This window comes from Brachybacterium sp. FME24 (assembly GCF_014897705.1).
GTDB lineage: Bacteria > Actinomycetota > Actinomycetes > Actinomycetales > Dermabacteraceae > Brachybacterium.
In genome coordinates, this window is sequence record NZ_JABUXV010000009.1 from 189,476 (window position 1) to 206,256 (window position 16,781).

A 16,781-nucleotide genomic window follows, 5' to 3' on the forward strand; every position below is an offset into this window, starting at 1 on the left:
GAGGACACGTTCTCCGCTCGCCGCACCACCCGTCCTCATCTGATGGGGGCGTTGGGTGATAGGTGCGGTGGGGCATGGATCGCTGCGATGGGCATCCGTTGTGACCATGGGCATGCCTTCCGGCGGGGAAGACATGCCCATGGTCACAACGGTGGAGCGTGAAGGCCCGCGAGCCCAGGATTCACGCCTCGTCGCCGGCCGTGATCGCCTCCGCCTCCTCGACCTCGCTGAGCTGATGGTGCTGGCCGACGGCCGCCAGGTGCCGTCGGCCGATCACCAGCATGAGCAGGGCGACCAGGAGTGTCCCGGCGGCCAGCAGGTACGGGGCGCCCGAGGCGGTCGCGGCGGCGAGCGGACCCGCCACGGCCGGGGCGACGGCGCCGCCGAGGAACCGCACGCCCGAATAGGCGGAGCTGGCCACGCCTCGGGGCAGGCCCGTCGCCTCCATGACGGTCTCGGTGAGGGCGGTGTTCATGACGCCCAGCAGCAGGCCGCCGATCACGATGAGCACGATCAGGCCGGTCATCGACGCCTGGGCCAGGCTCATGCCGATCATCAGCACGGCGAGCAGGCCGAGGACGGTCAGCAGCGTCGGGACCAGTCCGAGTTTCCGGGTGAGGGGTGGGGCGACGAACACCGAGGTGATCGCCAGGGCCAGGCCCCAGCCGAAGAACACCCCGCCGATGCCCAGGGCGCCGAACTCCATGCCGTGCGCGGCAGCGGCTGCCTCGAGGGGGAAGGGCGAGTAGGCCAGCAGGGTGAAGAAGGCGAAGTTGTAGAAGATCGCGGTCAGCGCGAGGGTGCGCAGCGCCGGGTTCGACAGAGCTCTGATGGCTGCCATCGGGGAGACGCGCGGGGGCCTCTCCTCCTTCTTCAGCAGCACCACGATCGCGAGGAAGCCGACGGCCATGAGCACGGCGGTGCCGGCGAAGGGGGCGCGCCAGGAGACGGTGCCGAGCAGGCCACCGAGCAGCGGACCCAGCGCCATGCCGATGCCGAGCGCGGTCTCGTACAGGATGATCGCGCCACCGCTGGGGCCGGCGGTGGCGCCGACGATCGCCGCGAGTGCGGTCGAGATGAACAGGGCGTTGCCGAGGCCCCAGCCGGCCCGCAGGCCGATGATCTCCCAGACGCCCCCCGCGCTCGCCGCGAGTGCCGCGAAGACCACCACCAGGACCAAGCCGACCAGCAGCGTGCGCTTCCCGCCGACCTTTGAGGCGAACCAGCTGGTGAAGAACATGGCGATCGCCGTGACGAACAGGTAGCTGGTGAACAGCAGCATCGCTTGCGAGGGAGAGGCGTCCAACTGCGAGCTGATCGCCGGGAGGATCGGGTCCACCAGGCCGATGCCCATGAAGGAGACGGTCGCGGCGAAGGCGATCGCCCAGACGGACGTGGGCTGCCGAAAGGCATCACGCAAGGTGGGTGCGGTGTTCTGGGTCGCGGCCGACGGCGAGGCGGCCGGTGCCTCGGTGGCGTGTGCGGTCATGCGGGGGACCTTTCGGTGGGGACGGACGCGTCCCGGGGCGGGCTGAGGCAGGTCAGCTGTCCGTGACGAGGGACAGGACCGGGCGCTGACATGCAGGGATGGGGAGAAAGCGAGATGAGGGAGGCCCTGGCGAGTCGCTCCACGAGGTCACCCGTCATGGATGTCGACGAGACCGGCGAGGATCTCGGAGGCGCGGTCGAGGGTGGCGAGGTCCTCGGCGGGGAGCGGCTCGAGAAGTCCGCCGACGCCCACCGCCAGCTGCCTGCGCCAGGCGGCGAGCTGCGCCGAGCCCGGCTCGGTGGTGGTGACCAGGGAGGACCGGGAGTCGGTGGGGTCCGGCCCGCGCTGGACCAGACCTTCCTCCTCGAGGCGCTTGATGACGGCGGTCGCCGTGGGGCGGGAGACCCGCTCGCGGTCAGCGATCTCGCTCAGGCGCAGAGGGCCGTGCCGTTCGATGGTGGCGACGACGCGCCAGGAGACCGCTCCGACGCCGACCTCGGAGCGTCGCGCAGCCAGTCGCGAGAACTGACTGCAGACCAGAGCGAGGTGCTGGGGGAGATCGCCGGAGGCGGAAGAGGTGGGAGCAGTGTCGGTCACGATGCACCAGAGTAGTTAGCAATGCGAACCAATGCAAGGGTGGTAAGGGTGGGGCTGTGACTCAGCAGCCGCTTGGCCGCTTGGCCGCTCGGCAACTAGGCAGCTCGGCCGGCAAGACGGCGGGCACGGCCGCAGGCCGGGCGGCGCAGAGCGGTGGATGCTCCGTGGCCACAACAGGCGTTCTGTGAACTTGGCAGACGCTGCGTGAACTATGACGACGACGGGGAATAGCGCCGCCTCGCGCCCCGTTGGCCGCAGGGTGTGCGCCGGTCGCTCCCGTTCCGGGAGACGAGGGCGCCGATCACGACCAGCGGCCACGCGCCGCGGAGGAGGATCCCCCATGTCCGTTCTGACGACCCCGCTCGACCTCGGTGAGCTCACGATCCCCAACCGGATCGTCATGGCGCCCCTGACCCGTGCCCGCACAGGCGACGAGCGCGTCCCCACCGAGCTGACCGCCGAGTACTACACCCAGCGTGCCGGCGCCGGTCTGATCATCAGCGAGGCCACCAGCGTCAGCCCGCAGGGAGTCGGCTACCACGGCACCCCGGGCATCTGGAACGACGAGCAGGTCGCCGGCTGGCGCCAGGTCACCGACGCCGTCCACGCCGCCGGCGGCCGCATCGTCCTGCAGCTCTGGCACGTGGGACGCATCTCCGACCCCGAGCTCCTGAACGGCGAAGCCCCCGTCGCGCCGAGCGCCATCACGCCCGCCGGCCGGGTGGCGAGGCTGCGTCCCAAGCGCCCCTACGTGCAGCCCCGCGCACTCGACGCCGGCGAGATCCCCGGGATCGTCGAGGACTTCCGGCGCGGCGCGGAGAACGCGAAGCGCGCCGGCTTCGACGGCGTGGAGATCCACGGCGCGAACGGCTACCTGATCGACCAGTTCCTCCAGGACAGCACCAACCACCGCCAGGACCAGTACGGCGGGTCCGTCGAGAATCGGGCGCGATTCCTGCTCGAGATCACCGACGCGGTGACGGGCGTCTGGGGCCCGGGTCGCGTGGGCGTGCACCTGCGGCCGCGCGGCGAGGAGCACGACATGGGCGACAGCGACCCGCGCTCGATCTTCGGCCATGTCGCCGCGGAGCTCGGGAACCGCAAGGTGGCCTTCCTCTTCATTCGCGAGGTCGAAGAGGAAGACAGCCTCATCGGCGAGATCCGGTCGCTGTTCGGCGGCCCGGTCATCGCGAACGACCAGATGACGGCGGTCGCCGGGGAGCGCCTCATCGAGGCCGGCACGGCCGACGCCGTCTCCTTCGGTCGCGACTACATCGCCACCCCGGACCTCGCCGAGCGCATCGCGACCGGCCAGGCCCTGAACCCGCAGAACCCCGCGACGTTCTACCCCGACAGCGGCGAGGACCTGCGCGTGGGCTACACCGACTACCCCGCGATGGCGGAGGTGCTGGTCGGCACCTGAGCCGCCGCGTCAGCGGCTGACGGGGTCCGCTCCGCCTGCCAGCACGGCGTCGAGGTCCTGCAGGCGGGGCGCGCCCTCCCAGTCCCCGGGCGTCGTGCAGGCCAGGGCCCCGCAGGCATTCGCGCGGGCCAGGCGTGCGGGGACGTCGAGCCCGTCGAGCTGCGCACTGAGGTACCCGGCGACGAACGCATCGCCGGCGCCGACGGTGTCGACCACGTCGATCCGGTGGCCCGGTGCCTCGAATATCCCGCCTGCGGCGAGGGCGGCGCCGCCGTCGGCCCCGAGCTTGACGACCACCTGGCGGCCGGAGCCCGCAGCGAGCGCCTGCAGGAGACCGCGGTGGTCACTCTCGTCGACGTGCGGGGCGAGGATCGACAGCTCCTCCGGCCCTCCGAATACGATGTCGACCTGGTCGATGATCTCGCCCAGCAGCTCGGCCAGACGCTCGCGGGAGCCCAGGCGGGAACGGTAGTTCACGTCGAGGCTGACCTGCACGCCGGCCGCGACGGCACGCTGGATGGCGGCGACGTTGGTGGCATGTGCGGTCTCGGACAGCAGCGGGGTGATGCCGCTGACGTGCAGGATCTCGGCCTGTTCGATGAGACCCGGGGGAAGGTCCTCGGGCGTGAGCGCGGAAGCGGCGGACCCGGCCCGGTAGTAGTCCACCCGGGTGGTGGTGCCGGTGGGGCGGGACTTGATCATCAGGCCCGTCGGCCGCGTGGGATCCACGGCGCAGTGCACCTCGACGCCCTCGGCACGGATCTCCCGCGCCACCCGGGTGCCGAGCGGGTCCTCACCGATGCGGCTGATCCAGGCGACAGGGACGTCGAGCCGGCGCAGCCCGATCGCGAGGTTCGACTCCGCGCCGCCGAGGGAGATGTCGACCCCTGGCAGGTGGGCGAGGGAACCGATGGTCCCGCTGCGCATCATCGCCATGGTCTCGCCGACGGTCACCACCCGCGGACCGGCGCTCGTCCGGAGGGTCGCAGCGGAGCCGGAGGGTGCCGTCACCCCGATGTCGCCGGGGATGCTCATGCGCCTGCCTCGCGAGTGGCGACGCCGACGAACTGCGCGGCGCGGTCGGCCAGGGCCTCGAGGTCGCCGCCCTTCAGCGCATCGCCCAGCAGCGGGCCGCCCACGGAGACGGCGTCGGCCCCTGCGCGCAGCCAGGCCGCGGCCACCTCGAGGTCCACGCCGCCGGAGGGGATCACGCGGATGCCGGGGAACGGGCCGCGCAGGTCCTTGAGGTAGCCGGGGCCGACGGCGCTCGCCGGGAACACCTTGACCGCCGCGGCGCCCGCCGCCCAGCCGGCGTGCAGCTCGCTCGGGGTGAGGCCGCCGGGGACGATCGCGATGCCGGCCTCGGTGGCTGCCTCGAGCAGGTCTGCCCGGGTGATCGGGGTGACGATGTAGTGGGCACCGCGCTCAGCCGCGATGCGCAGATCGTCGGGGTCGGTGACGGTGCCGACGCCGATGTCGATCCGGTCGCCGAAGCGCTCCAGCAGAGCCGGCAGCTCGTCGAGGGTGCCGGGAGTGGACAGAGTCAGCTCGACAGAGCGGATGCCGGCGTCGGCGAGCGTGTCCAGCACAGGCGCGTACTGATCGGCGCGCTCGCCGCGGATCACGACGATCAGGCGGGCGGCGGCGGTGCGCTGGGGAAGGGAGGGACGGTCGGTGGTGGTCAAGGCGGGCCTCCTGGGGGATGGCGGTGGCGGGGTGGGGGAGACTTCCGGGTGGCGGTCAGGGGCGGCGGGCGCGCCCGCTGCTCACAGCTCGAGCAGCACCTTGGCGGAGCGAGAGGCATCCTTCGCGGTCGCGAACGCGTCGACGGCATCGGCGGCCGGGATGGTCTGGGTGATGACGGCGTCGAAGCGGTCGTCGGCCGCGAGCAGCTCGATGGCCTCGTCGATCTCCGTGTCGAAGCGCTGGGTCCCGCGCAGCTGGACCTCTTTGGCCACGAGCGCGGCGAGATTCACGGGGATGTCGGCGTTGGGCAGGATCGCCACCTGCACGATGATCCCCGCGGGGCGCACCGCGCGCACGCCGGAGGAGAGTGAGACGGGGGCTGCGGAGCATTCGAGCACGACGTCGTAGGCGTTGTCCTCCGGACTCGCCTCGGTGACCAGGATGGCCTTCGAGGCGCCCAGCGCCGTCGCGCGCTCGAGCGGCTCGGGGCGCACGTCGGTCACGTCGACGCTGGCGGCTCCGCGATGCAGCAGGGCGGCGACGGCCAGCAGCCCGATCGGCCCGGAGCCCAGGACCAGGCACTTCTTCCCGGTCACGTCGCCGGCGATGCTCACGGCGTGCAGTGCGACGGCCAGCGGCTCGGCCAGTGCCCCTCGGCGCAGCGGCAGGGAATCGGGCAGTCGGCGCAGATTCGCGCGGTCGATGACCATGAACTGCGCAGCGGCGCCCTGGCGATGCGGGGTCACGCTCGCGCTGCCCAGGTAATCGCCTCCAGGCCACAGGTGCGGGCGATCCTCGATGCCGAGGGCGGTGGTGCCGTAGCGGGCCGGATGCGCGGTCACCGGAGTGCCGGGCGCGAACTCGCCGCTGGGGTCGAGGTCCACCACGGCAGACAGCTCATGCCCCGGGATCAGCGGCTCGGTGATGACGAACGCGCCGTTCGCGCCGTGGAAGTAGTAGTGCAGGTCGGAGCCGCAGATGCCGACGTAGGAGATGCGCAGGCGCACCTCGCCCTCCCCGGGCTCGACGCCGGGGGCGTCCTCCCAGCGGATGTCCTCGGCGGCATGGATGGTCAGTGCTTTCATCAGCGGGTCTCCTTCAAGGATGCGGACAGGGCGGCGGCGGTCGCGGCGCGCGGTCCCGACGCGACGATCGTGGTCAGCAGCTCGCCGACGGCGGAGATGAACTCCTCCGACTCGGCGAGTTCGCCCGACAGGCAGCCGCTCTCGAGCAGCACGCGCGCGTGCTCGGCAGGGGTGGTGGCGCGCTCCGCGATCGCGACCAGGTCGTCCTGGGCCGGATCGCTCATCGCGCGGGCCTGCTCACCGGGCTCGAATCCGCGCGGCGGGACCACGCAGGCGAACCAGGCGGCGACGGTGAGCGCGAGCAGCGCGGGCATCCGCCCCTGGCCGAGGTGGAACAGAGCCGGGGTGGGGATCCTCTGCGGGAGCCGCATCGAGCCGTCGGACCCCACCTGCCGAGTGCGGTGACCGAGGTCGTGGTTGTGCCAGCGATGCGTGAGGTCCGCGATGTACCCGTCGACGTCGAAGCCCGAGGGGAGGTCGATCGTGGGCAGATTCTCGCTACGGATGAGGCCGAGGGTCGCCTCCGCGATCCAGTCCTGCTCGAAGGACTCGGGAATCGTGCGGCGCCCGTCGAGCGCCCCGAGGTAGGCGATCAGCGAGTGCGGTCCGTTGAGGATCCTCAGCTTGACCTGCTCGTACTTTCCCACCTCGTCGGACATGATCGCGCCGCCCAGGTCCCAGGCGGGCCGGCCGGCCGGGAAGTCGTCCTCGATCACCCACATGGAGAACTTCTCGGCGCGCACCGGGGCGTCATCACGCACGCCCAGCAGCTCGGCGACCTGATCGGTGGTCCCCGCAGTGGTGGCCGGGACGATGCGGTCCACCATCGCGTCGGGGAAGGCGACCTGATCGCGCACATAGGCCAGGATGTCGTCACGGGCACCGGAGTGCTCGAGGAACTCGGTGACCATGCGGCGGGCGGTCTGCCCGGCTGAGGAGACGTTGTCGCAGGGCAGCACGGTGAAGGGTTCGCCGCTGCTCGCCCGCTCGGTGAGGCCGCGGGCGAGCAGGCCGATCACGGTGCGCGGATTCGCGGGGTCCTGGAGATCCTGCCGCAGAGCGGGGGAGTCGACGTCGAGGCCGCCGGTGCGGGCCGAGACCGAATAGCCGCCCTCGGAGACGGTCAGGGTGAGGATGCGGCGCTGAGGGGTCGCGATCTCGCGCACCACGGAGTGCGGGTCCTCGGCCATGAGGCCGAATCCGCGGTGCACGTCGACCACGTCGGCACGGGTGCCGGCGTCCGACAGTTCGAGCACGCTGTACAGGCCGTCCTGCCTGCGCATCGGATCCACCACGGAGCGGGAGCGGTTCGCGAAGCCGAGGATCCCCCAGTCACCCTCCTCGGCCGCCAGGGCGCGAGCGGTGTGCACGGCGGCGTGGGCGCGGTGGAAGGCGCCCAGGCCCAGATGGATGATGCCGGCCCGGGCGGGGTCCCGGGGTGCGGAGGCGCCGAGGAGAGGGAGGCCCTCGACGGTCGCGCGGCCGAGGGCGGGGATGTTGCCGGAAGACGGCACGTGAACCTCCTGGTGATGACCCGATAGCGCCGCCACGTCGGCGCCGGTTGCCGGTCGGGGACGATGCGATCCCGAGATGGTCGTTCCATGATGTGGAACGGATGTTTCATGACTCGCAACAGCTTAGCAAGTCGGTGCGAGATGCCTGCGGTGGTTCTGATGCATCCGGTGTCTTGGTGTCTTGGGTGTCTTGGGTGTCTGGGTGCGCTGGGTGCCCTGGGTGTGCTGCGAGCCCTGGGCGCCCTGGGTGTGCTGGGTGTGCTGCGAGCCCTGGGTGCCCGGAGTGCTAAAAGTGCCTCGAATTCTCCAAGGGTCAGATGTGGCGTTCCCGTCTACCGTAGGCGGCATCCGCGGAACCGTCCGCGCCTGACCATGCAGGAGTCCAGATGCCGATCACCGGAAAATTCGATGCCGACCGGGGCGATCTCGTCCTCACTCGCACGGTCCTGGCGCCCCGCGATCGGATCTGGGAGCACCTGAGCTCCTCCGATCGTCTCGAGACGTGGTTCGGGACCTTCTCCGGCGACCCGACGTCGGGACGGGTCATGGTCACGATGCTGGCCGAACCCGGCGAAGCCGCCCCGACCGAGTACGTGATCCACGCCTGCGAGAAGGGACTGCTGCTCACCGTGAGCTCGGGGATGGGGGAGGACACCTGGCGCCTGTCGCTCACGCTCGCTGATGCTGATGCTGATTCGGGGGATGGCGGCGCCGTCGTCAGCCTGCGCCACCATGACCTGCCGGCGGACATGCTCGAGCACGTCGGCCCAGGCTGGGAGTGGTATCTCGACCGCCTCACGGGCGCCGTGACCGGGGGAGTGATCCCAGGAATGGACGTCTGGAACAGCGAGTACATGTCGCTGAGCGCGGAGTACGCCGCCCTGGCCCGCTGAGGGGGTGCTCCAGCGGGCTCCCGCGGCGGAGGATCGGGCTCCCGGGCCGGATGCAGCCAGAGCCACGCCCGCACCCGCCCCGCCCGATCGGTGCCCAGGCGCGGGGCCGGACAGACTTTTGCCAGGTTTCCTGCCAGAATCGGCGATTTCGGGCAGGAAACCTGGCAATAATCGTCCGGGTGCCGGGTGCCGGGTGCCGGGTGCCGGGTGCCGGGTGCCGGGTGCCGGGTGCCGGGTGCCGGGTGCCGGGTGCCGGGTGGGCTTACTTGCTGAAGCCGGCGGTGAGGCCGCTGATCAGCTGGCGTCGGCCCGCGATGTAGAGGACCAGGATGGGCAGTGCCGAGAGCATCACCGCGGCCAGGACGGCCGGGATGTTCACGGTGAACTCGCCCTGGTAGGCCCACAGCGACAGGGGCAGTACCCGGACCTCGGAGCTCTGCGTCAGGACGAGGGGGAACAGGAAGCCGTTCCATACCTGCAGGGCGTCGTAGATGCCGACGGTGACGACTGCCGGCTTCGCCAAGGGCAGCACGAGCGAGCGGAACATCCGCCAGTCCGAGGCGCCGTCCACGGTCATCGACTCGTAGAGCTCCTTGGGGACATCACGCAGGAAGTTCGTCAGGATCAGCACCGTGACGGGGATGGCGAACGCGACGCTCGGCAGGATCAGTGCCCACAGGGTGTCGTACAGCCCCAGCTGCACGATCAGGTAGTAGATCGGGATGATCGTCGCCTGCAGCGGGATGGCGATGCCCATCAGGAACAGCTTCTGGCTGAAGCGCGCCAGGCGCGTGCGGCTGCGCACGATGACATAGCTGGCCAGCAGTGAGGAGATCACGACCGCCAGGACAGTCACCACGGTCACGATGACGCTGTTGGTGAAGTACCGCAGGAAGTCGTTCTGCAGCACGAACCAGAACGGCTCGAGGGTGAACTCGGAGGGCAGTGACAGGGGGTTGGAGCTGAAGTAGTCCTCGCGCGGGCGCACGCTGGTGATCACGATGTAGTAGATCGGCACCAGGATGACCAGCAGCCACGCGAAGCCCAGTGCGCCGCCGAGAATGTTCGGATTGCGGGTTCTCATCTCAGGCGCCCTCCATCTGGCTTTCCATCGCGTCGGAGCCCGAGACCTTGTTCAGCCCGAGCGACATCAGCACCCCCACGAGGATCAGGATCACGGCGAGCACGCTGGCCGGACCCATCTGGTAGGACCGGAATCCGGTGAGGTACATGTCCAGCGGCAGGACCCGGGTGGCATTGCCGGGCCCGCCGCCGGTGAGGATGAAGATCAGATCGAAGTAGGTCAGCGATCCCACCAGCATCAGGGTGGAGCTCGTGACGATGGTGTACTTCAGCTGCGGCAGCGTGACGCTGAAGAACTGGCGCACGCGGCCTGCTCCGTCCAGCGTGGCCGCCTCGTACATCGAGGCCGGGATCTGCCGGATGCCGGCCTGGTAGAGCAGCGAGTGGAACGGCACGAACGACCACGAGATCACCATGATCAGCGTGTAGAAGGCCAGGTTCGACGAGCCCAGCCAGTCCTGCTTCAGGATGTCGAGCCCGAAGGCGCGGGAGATCCCGAAGTTCGGATCCAGCAGGGCCTTGAAGGCGATGCCGACCGCGGCGGCCGAGAACAGCAGCGGCAGGAAGTACAGCACCGAGAAGACCTCGCGGTACCGCTGATGGCCTGCCATGAAGGCGCCCAGGAGCAGGCTGAGCGGGAACTGCACGGCGTAGCACAGCAGCGTCATGAGCAGCGTCAGCTTCATCGCGTTCAGGGTCACCGGGTCCTGGAAGACGGTGAACCAGGCGTCCAGCCCGGCGAACGTCGGGGTGCCCAGACCGTCCCAGGCGAAGAAGGACAGCACGACGACGCCCAGCAGGGGCAGCACGGCGAAGACTCCGAAGAAGCTCAGCGCGGGCGCGAGCAGCCAGTTGCTCGGAGCGGTGCGCAGGCCCCCGCGCCGACGGGTGGGGCGGGCGGCCCGGGGGGGCTCCTGGTTCTCCTGGGGCGCGGATGCTGCGGGGGCCTGCGGCGCCGTCATGAGCCGAGCGTCGCGTTCATCGCGGCCACGAAGTCCGCGGGCTCCTTCTCTCCGAGGAAGACCTGCGAGAGGTTGGTGAGCAGCTCCTGGGCCGGTGCGGCCTCCAGCGCCTGGTCCCAGGACAGCTGGAAGTGGGGAGCGTTGATCACCATGTCGTAGGCGAAGGACAGGAAGTCGCCGTCGTCGAGATCGGGCAGCTTGTCCTCCAGGCCCTCGACGGCAGGGATCGCGCCCATGGCCAGGAAGTTGTCCACCATCGCCTCGTCGAGGTTGAACTCGTTGAGGAACTGGATCGCGAGCTCCTGGACCTCGTCCGAGGCGTCGGCGGAGACCGCCCAGAAGTTGGCCGGGTTGCCGACGACGTTGGCCGGGTCCCCGGTGCCGCCGTCGGCTGCCGGGAAGTTGAGGAAGCCGAGCTTCCCCTCGGCGACGAAATCGGGGGCATCCTGCTTGAACGTCCCGTACACCCAGCTGCCCTGCAGGAGCATCGCCGCCTGGCCGGTGTGGACCAGAGCGGCGTCGGCGCCGGCGTCCGCGGAGACGGATCCGAAGCCCGAGCCGAAGGCGCCGGCCTCCTTGAGCTGCACGATGGACTCCAGGGCGGAGGTGATCGCCGGGTCGGACCAGGCGTCGGCCTCGCCGGTCAGGATGTTCTCGAAGACGCCCTCGCCGCCGATGCGATCGGTCAGGTACTGGATGTACATCAGCTCGGGCCAGACGCTCTGGCCGGCCAGGGCGATCGGGGTGATGTCTGCGGCGGCGAAGGTCTCCACCGCGGTCATCAGCTCGGCCCAGGTGGTGGGCGGAGTCAGGTCGTGCTGCTCGAAGAGCTCGACGCTGTAGTAGAGGACCACCGGCTGGGTGTCGTTGTTCGGGACGGCGTACTGCTGGCCGTCGACCTGGCCGACCTGGGCGATGGAGTCGATCGTGCGGGAGAGTCCCTCATCGACCTTCCCGGACAGGTCCACCACGGATTCGTTGGCCACGTAGTCGGCGAGGGTGCCGCCGGCCCAGTTGAAGACCAGCGTCGGGGAGTTGCCGGAGCCGACCGCGGTGCGGATCTTCTCCTTGTAGGAGTCGTTCGCGAAGAACTCCACGGCGAAGGGGTTGTCGGGGTTCGCCTCGTCCCAGGCATCGAAGGAGGCCTGGTAGGTGTCCTGCTTGGCTCCGGTCAGCGCCCAGACGGACAGGCTCGACGGGGAGCCGCCGCTGCCGGTGGGCTGCGTGCCGCCGCCGCAGGCGCTGAGGGTGACGAGGGCGGGGACGGAGATCCCGAGGCCGGCGAGGGTCGCGCGGCGAGTGACAGGCTTCATTGCTGCTCCAGTTCGCAAGTTCGGCGCCAACGCCGAAAAGATTTCGGAAACTTCTGTCGATCACGTCACCGTAAGCCCCGGAACGGGGTTCGGTCAAGCGGTGGCCAGACGTGAATGTCCGCCCGAAACTGACTGAAAATACACCGATAAATCGACTGTGTGCGAGGTCACTCTGCTGGGCTCCCGGTGCGAACCATCCGGGGAAACGAGAACCGGCGACCGCTGTCCACGTGGACAGCGGTCGCCGGCTGGAGATCGTCGGCCCGAGGGCCGCAGGAGGGTCAGGCCGCAGGGGCCCCCAGGACGCGGGCCTGCTGCTGGGCCTTCAGCGCCAGTTCGACGGCCTTGAAGGCGTGGTCCTGGGCCATCGCGTTGTCGGTGCGGTGCAGGACGTCGAGGATGAGCTCCCCGAAGAAGGGGTAGCCGACCTTGCCGGTGGCGTCGATGCGGTGCTCCCCCTCGCTGTCGACGAGGATCACCTGGCCGCCGCCGTTGTCGGTGGTGACGTCGACGTACTTGCGCAGCTCCATGTAGCCCTCGGTGCCGACGATGAAGGTGCGTCCGTCGCCCCAGGTGCGCAGCCCGGACGGGGTGAACCAGTCGACCCGCACGTAACCGGAGGCCCCGCTGGACAGCGCGATGTGGGCATCGCCGAAGTCGTCGAGCCCAGGGTGGTCGGGGTGACCGAAGTTGCCGATGGCGCTGGAGAGGATCTCGGCGTCGTCGGAGCCCGTGAAGGTGAGCATCTGCTCGAAGTTGTGGCTGCCGATATCGGTGAGGATGCCGCCGTACCGTGCCTTGTCGTAGAACCAGTCGGGGCGGGAGGCGGGGTCGCCCAGCCGGTGCGGGCCCATGCCCATGACCTGGATGACCTCACCGATCGCGCCGCGCTCGATGTACTGCCCGGCGAGCACCGCGGCCTCGACGTGGATCCGCTCCGAGTAGTACACGGCGTACTTCTTCCCGGTGCGCTCGACGGCCGCGCGGGCCTCGGCCAGCTGCTCGAGGCTGGTCAACGGGGTCTTGTCGGTGAAATAGTCCTTGCCGGCCTCCATCACGCGGATGCCCAGCGGGGCGCGGTCGGCGGGAACCGCCGCGGCGGCGACCAGCAGCACCTCGTCGTCGGCGAAGATCTCCTCCTCGCTGGCGGCGATCTTCACCTCGGGGAACTTCTCGACGAAGGCGGCCGCGCGCTCGGGCTGGGTGTCGTAGACCCACTTCGGGGTGCCGCCGGCGTCGACGAGGCCCTGCGTCATGCCGCCGATGTGGCCGTGATCCAGATGCATGACGGCGAAGACGAACTCTCCGGGCTCGACGACCGGCTGTGGCATCGGGGCGGGGGCGTAGTTGGCTCCTTCGGAGGCGGCCATGGGGGTCCTTTCAACGGGGTGATCAGGCGTGGTCGTGGTGCGGTCAAGCGGGTGCGGGGCAGGTGGACTCGGGGCAGATGCGTTCAGGCGCCTGCGGGCCCCACGCCGGCGGGTGCGTCCGTGCCGCCCACCGAGATGTCGCCGTCCAGGGCGCCCACCGAGGCAGTCTTCTCGAAGAAGTGGGGCGCGCGCTGAACGAGGGTTCCCGCACGGTAGTACGGATCATCGGGCGGGAGGGGAAGGTCGATCGTGCGCCGTTCGATGGTGGCCTGATAGATCGCGGTGACCAGCTCGATCGCCCGTCGGCCGTCGTTCCCGTCGATCAGGGGCGGCCGGCCCTCGCCGATCGCGGCGATCACATCGCGCAGCTGCGCGGCGTGCCCGGTGTGAGTCAGCGGTGCGAGGCCCGCGGCGACCTCCTCGAGGTCCGCGACCACGTCGGGATCACCGCCCTGAGCGGGGAAGCCGTTGGGCAGCGCAGTCTCGGCAGTCACGTCCCACGGCTGGGACACGCGCGCTCTCTCGCCCTGGATCACGATCTCCTGGCGCTGCCCGTGGTGGACGACGGAGCTGGTCAGCTCGGCCAGGCCCCGCTCGTACTGCAGGATCGCGACCGACAGGTCCTCGACCTCGGCATTGTCGTGCTGGGCGTTGGTCATCATCGCCGCGACCGCACTCGGCGCACCGAGCAGCCACAGCGCCAGGTCGATGTGGTGGATGGCGTGGTTCAGCGTGCAGCCACCGCCCTCGGAGGCCCAGGTGCCGCGCCACCACAGGTCGTAGTAGGACCGGCCGCGCCACCACTCGGAGGCGATGCGGGTGTGGGAGATCGATCCGAGCTTCCCCGAGTCCAGCACGGCCTTCAGCTGCATCATCTCGTCGCGGAAGCGGTTCTGGGCGATCACGGACAGGAGCTTCCTGCTGCGGCGCTGCGCCTCGAGCATCGCGTCGCAGTCCTCGAGCGAGGGCGCCATCGGCTTCTCGACGATGACGTGCACGCCGGCCTCGAGAGCCTGCACCGCGACGGGGCGATGGGCCGAAGGCGGCGTCGTGACGGAGACCAGGTCGAGGTCCTCCGCCGCGAGCAGTTCGCCGACGTCGGCGTAGGTGCGGGCCTCGCGGAGACCGAACTCCTCGCGCTTGGCGTTCGCCTTCTCGACGGTGACGTCGGCCAGCGCCACCACGCGGACCTCGTCCGCAGCGTCCAGATAGGCACGCAGGTGGACATCGGAGATGGAACCGGTGCCGATGACGGCGACGTGGAGCATAGGGGATGCCTTTCCGGCGGGTCGAGGGCGGACTGCAGATTGCCCTGGCGGACCGGGTGCGGCACTGCGACGGAGGACCGCGTCGTCGCGGAGTGGCGCACACGATCAGATCGGGTACTGCCCTTAAGTGTCCTGCACCACGCTTATGGTGACGGGGGAGTGCCGTGAGTTGCCAGGGGCTTGGGTCAGTCGAGGTGAGGCGCGGCAGGGAGCTCGACATCAGAATGCAAAGGGGAGTGAGATGAGCATCCTGAGAACGCCCGCCACGGACAATGAGCCAGCGACGAGCGATGAGGCGTTCAATGAGGAGTTGCGAGCCGCGAGGAGGTCGTGGTGGTCCGGGCTCGTGTCCATCGAAGTTGGGGTGGTGTTCGCAATGCTACCCATCCCGCTGTTGCTGGGGCCGAGGGACGCCGGGGGCGGTACCGAGCAGTACATCAGCGGGGGTAGTCGCCTCGTCGACGCACTACGGTCTATCGGGGCACCGACCGGCCCCGGATACACCCCGTTCGATCCGCTTGCCGTTCTTGCCACGATAGGCATCGCGGCGACTGTTGCTTTGAACGCGGCACATTCGCGTTTCGAGAAGGCGCGCGAGCGGATCCAGGTGAAAGAGCCTCCAAGTAGACGTCAAGTCTACGACGCGCAACATGCGATGAGCGGTTCGGTCGGCGTCTTCCTTGTGACTTTTGCGGCGCTGTTATGTGCACATCTTCTGCTGGTCGGCTCGGTGATTGTAGCGCTCGAGCCAATGCCGGAGGAGCAATCCGGGCCTCTTGCAGTGTCGGTTCTTTCGGGGTTGATGAGCGGATTTCTCCTCGTCGAGTGTGCGCGACTGTTGGCTCCTTGGAGGTCGCCGCATCAGATTCGACCGAAGGGTCATGACCGCAAAGTGCAGAACCGTCTCGGTTTTGCTTTGCGCAAGGCAGAGAGTAGGCCGTTACGTATCCGGCGGTATCGCTTGTTGGTGGCGGCTATTCTCGGCGCCATCATAGTGTCTTCATGTTTCGCGGGTGGCGGAAATCTGGTTTGGCGCATCGGTTTCGTCGTAACGGTGTTTGTCGTGCTGACTGCCTTGATCTCGGGGATTGCGTCGTCCGCGACCATCGAAGTGGGCTTCATGCGATTCTTGACGGTGGGGTATTCGGTGGGGTTGAGTGCCAGTCTGGCGCTCAGCTTCACCGCCGTACTTCTCGAGGCGCTCTTGGGTGCCTGGCCGCAGAGCTTCGCGCAATGGGTGTCGTGGGGTGTGGTGGGGCTCCTATGGCTCGCTCTTCTAGCATTGGCCGTGCTCCGGATCCTCGGCGCAGCTGCGATCGGCCCATTTCGACTGTACGGGATCAGGTTTATAGCCCTGGTCGGTGTTGCAGCACCCGGACTGGTGCGGAGTACACGGAGTATGGCGAAATACGTCGGGAAGGTATTGGTTGCAGAACTCGTTATCGCACTACCCTGGTTGATTCTCGCATTTCTGGATGTGCCGACGAAGAGAGTTCTGATTGGCTTTGGGTTGTTGGTCGTTTTGGGGATCGTCGCTGTAATTCTTTCCGCTTTGCTCCTCATGGGGAAGTCGCGTGGCGTCGAGAAGCGCGGATTGGTGGGTGCGGGCCGCGGCTCTGTTTTCGTCTCTAGTGCCGTAACTGCGATATTTCTAGTTCTCTGCATGGGGCTGGTCGTGACCGTCAAATGGAGCTTGGAGTTGGGGGTGGGAGGCGTCGCCGTGCTTGTTGTGTGGGTTGCTTCTCACGGTTCTCAGATCGTCCTTACTGCAATGGGGACGCTTCGCAGTAGGTCTTCACTGCACAAGAGCAGACGGGGCACTGTGGTCCGGTGGTGGTTGACTGTTCCTCGAAACATCGGTACCCAGGGTTTGAGCGTGACGATCCATCGGCGGCGGCACCTGGTCAGCCGGTCCATAGCCGCTGATGGGTCGTGGTCCGACGTGGATGTTCTCCGCTGGTGGTGCGCGGCTCGGAACGCCGTAGCGGTAAGCAACCCCACCACTCGTGGTGACTCGACGGCTGCGTCCACGAGTCCGGGCGCTGTTCGGCCCTAAGTCGCATAGGTCGGTGGGAGGGGGCTGCTTGCTACCGTTGTG

General features: G+C 68.9%; 14 protein-coding genes. 3 read left to right on the forward strand and 11 right to left on the reverse strand.

The annotated features are described in order from the left end of the window. Positions 1 to 181 precede the first annotated feature (181 nt). Entirely contained in the window at positions 182 to 1,489 is a 1,308-nt protein-coding gene (locus INT51_RS12220; RefSeq protein WP_193105580.1) for an MFS transporter, read from the reverse strand. A gap of 147 nt (positions 1,490 to 1,636) precedes the next feature. Then, positions 1,637 to 2,086, reverse strand: coding sequence for a MarR family winged helix-turn-helix transcriptional regulator (locus INT51_RS12225; protein WP_304502173.1), 450 nt, complete (start codon positions 2,084 to 2,086; stop codon positions 1,637 to 1,639). Between the two features lie 340 nt (positions 2,087 to 2,426). On the opposite strand from INT51_RS12225, the gene INT51_RS12230 reads away from it, so the two are divergent. Further along, positions 2,427 to 3,509: an alkene reductase gene (locus tag INT51_RS12230; protein WP_193105581.1), complete on the forward strand. Its 1,083-nt coding sequence runs from the start codon at positions 2,427 to 2,429 to the stop codon at positions 3,507 to 3,509. Positions 3,510 to 3,518: 9 nt separating this feature from the next. On the opposite strand, the gene INT51_RS12235 is transcribed toward INT51_RS12230, so the two are convergent. The 4 genes from INT51_RS12235 to INT51_RS12250 form a co-directional block, all read right to left on the reverse strand. Then, a complete protein-coding gene (locus tag INT51_RS12235; RefSeq protein ID WP_193105582.1) occupies positions 3,519 to 4,544 on the reverse strand; it encodes a sugar kinase in 1,026 nt (341 codons plus the stop codon). After that, complete coding sequence (locus INT51_RS12240; protein WP_193105583.1) at positions 4,541 to 5,194, reverse strand: bifunctional 4-hydroxy-2-oxoglutarate aldolase/2-dehydro-3-deoxy-phosphogluconate aldolase; 654 nt, start codon at positions 5,192 to 5,194, stop codon at positions 4,541 to 4,543. Before INT51_RS12240 ends, INT51_RS12235 begins: the two co-directional genes overlap by 4 nt. Positions 5,195 to 5,275: 81 nt before the next feature. Beyond that, positions 5,276 to 6,280: an L-idonate 5-dehydrogenase gene (locus INT51_RS12245; RefSeq protein WP_193105584.1), complete on the reverse strand. Its 1,005-nt coding sequence runs from the start codon at positions 6,278 to 6,280 to the stop codon at positions 5,276 to 5,278. Continuing rightward, positions 6,280 to 7,794: a mannitol dehydrogenase family protein gene (locus INT51_RS12250; protein ID WP_304502174.1), complete on the reverse strand. Its 1,515-nt coding sequence runs from the start codon at positions 7,792 to 7,794 to the stop codon at positions 6,280 to 6,282. The genes INT51_RS12245 and INT51_RS12250 overlap by 1 nt, the downstream gene beginning before the upstream one ends. 386 nt (positions 7,795 to 8,180) lie before the next feature. On the opposite strand from INT51_RS12250, the gene INT51_RS12255 reads away from it, so the two are divergent. Beyond that, positions 8,181 to 8,687 carry an SRPBCC domain-containing protein gene (locus tag INT51_RS12255; protein ID WP_193105585.1) on the forward strand — a complete coding sequence of 169 codons (507 nt, stop codon included), beginning with the start codon at positions 8,181 to 8,183 and terminating at the stop codon, positions 8,685 to 8,687. Between the two features lie 262 nt (positions 8,688 to 8,949). Here INT51_RS12255 and INT51_RS12260 read toward each other — a convergent pair whose 3' ends face one another. The 5 genes from INT51_RS12260 to INT51_RS12280 all read right to left on the reverse strand — a co-directional run bounded on the left by INT51_RS12260 (position 8,950) and on the right by INT51_RS12280 (position 14,683). Beyond that, on the reverse strand, positions 8,950 to 9,771 hold the full coding sequence (locus INT51_RS12260; protein WP_193105586.1) for a carbohydrate ABC transporter permease: 822 nt from the start codon (positions 9,769 to 9,771) through the stop codon (positions 8,950 to 8,952). Between the two features lies 1 nt (position 9,772). Beyond that, positions 9,773 to 10,732: a carbohydrate ABC transporter permease gene (locus tag INT51_RS12265; RefSeq protein ID WP_193105587.1), complete on the reverse strand. Its 960-nt coding sequence runs from the start codon at positions 10,730 to 10,732 to the stop codon at positions 9,773 to 9,775. After that, complete coding sequence (locus INT51_RS12270) at positions 10,729 to 12,045, reverse strand: extracellular solute-binding protein (RefSeq protein WP_193105588.1); 1,317 nt, start codon at positions 12,043 to 12,045, stop codon at positions 10,729 to 10,731. Before INT51_RS12270 ends, INT51_RS12265 begins: the two co-directional genes overlap by 4 nt. 281 nt (positions 12,046 to 12,326) lie before the next feature. Next, positions 12,327 to 13,415 (reverse strand): Gfo/Idh/MocA family protein, encoded by a 1,089-nt coding sequence (locus tag INT51_RS12275; protein WP_193105589.1) that lies wholly within the window; start codon positions 13,413 to 13,415, stop codon positions 12,327 to 12,329. An 83-nt stretch (positions 13,416 to 13,498) separates the two neighbouring features. Then, on the reverse strand, positions 13,499 to 14,683 hold the full coding sequence (locus tag INT51_RS12280) for a Gfo/Idh/MocA family protein (protein WP_193105590.1): 1,185 nt from the start codon (positions 14,681 to 14,683) through the stop codon (positions 13,499 to 13,501). A gap of 241 nt (positions 14,684 to 14,924) precedes the next feature. On the opposite strand from INT51_RS12280, the gene INT51_RS12285 reads away from it, so the two are divergent. Continuing rightward, the gene (locus tag INT51_RS12285; RefSeq protein ID WP_193105591.1) at positions 14,925 to 16,739 is read left to right on the forward strand and encodes a hypothetical protein; all 1,815 of its coding nucleotides are present in this window, start codon (positions 14,925 to 14,927) and stop codon (positions 16,737 to 16,739) included. Positions 16,740 to 16,781: the final 42 nt, after the last annotated feature.

What these genes read in the sequence shown, in the direction of transcription:
- INT51_RS12220 (WP_193105580.1), bottom strand. Translation starts at nt 1,489, where the DNA reads ATGACCGCACACGCCACCGAGGCACCGGCCGCCTCGCCGTCGGCCGCG.
- INT51_RS12230 (WP_193105581.1), top strand. Translation starts at nt 2,427, where the DNA reads ATGTCCGTTCTGACGACCCCGCTCGACCTCGGTGAGCTCACGATCCCC.
- INT51_RS12235 (WP_193105582.1), bottom strand. Translation starts at nt 4,544, where the DNA reads ATGAGCATCCCCGGCGACATCGGGGTGACGGCACCCTCCGGCTCCGCT.
- INT51_RS12245 (WP_193105584.1), bottom strand. Translation starts at nt 6,280, where the DNA reads ATGAAAGCACTGACCATCCATGCCGCCGAGGACATCCGCTGGGAGGAC.
- INT51_RS12255 (WP_193105585.1), top strand. Translation starts at nt 8,181, where the DNA reads ATGCCGATCACCGGAAAATTCGATGCCGACCGGGGCGATCTCGTCCTC.
- INT51_RS12260 (WP_193105586.1), bottom strand. Translation starts at nt 9,771, where the DNA reads ATGAGAACCCGCAATCCGAACATTCTCGGCGGCGCACTGGGCTTCGCG.
- INT51_RS12265 (WP_193105587.1), bottom strand. Translation starts at nt 10,732, where the DNA reads ATGACGGCGCCGCAGGCCCCCGCAGCATCCGCGCCCCAGGAGAACCAG.
- INT51_RS12270 (WP_193105588.1), bottom strand. Translation starts at nt 12,045, where the DNA reads ATGAAGCCTGTCACTCGCCGCGCGACCCTCGCCGGCCTCGGGATCTCC.
- INT51_RS12275 (WP_193105589.1), bottom strand. Translation starts at nt 13,415, where the DNA reads ATGGCCGCCTCCGAAGGAGCCAACTACGCCCCCGCCCCGATGCCACAG.
- INT51_RS12280 (WP_193105590.1), bottom strand. Translation starts at nt 14,683, where the DNA reads ATGCTCCACGTCGCCGTCATCGGCACCGGTTCCATCTCCGATGTCCAC.
- INT51_RS12285 (WP_193105591.1), top strand. Translation starts at nt 14,925, where the DNA reads ATGAGCATCCTGAGAACGCCCGCCACGGACAATGAGCCAGCGACGAGC.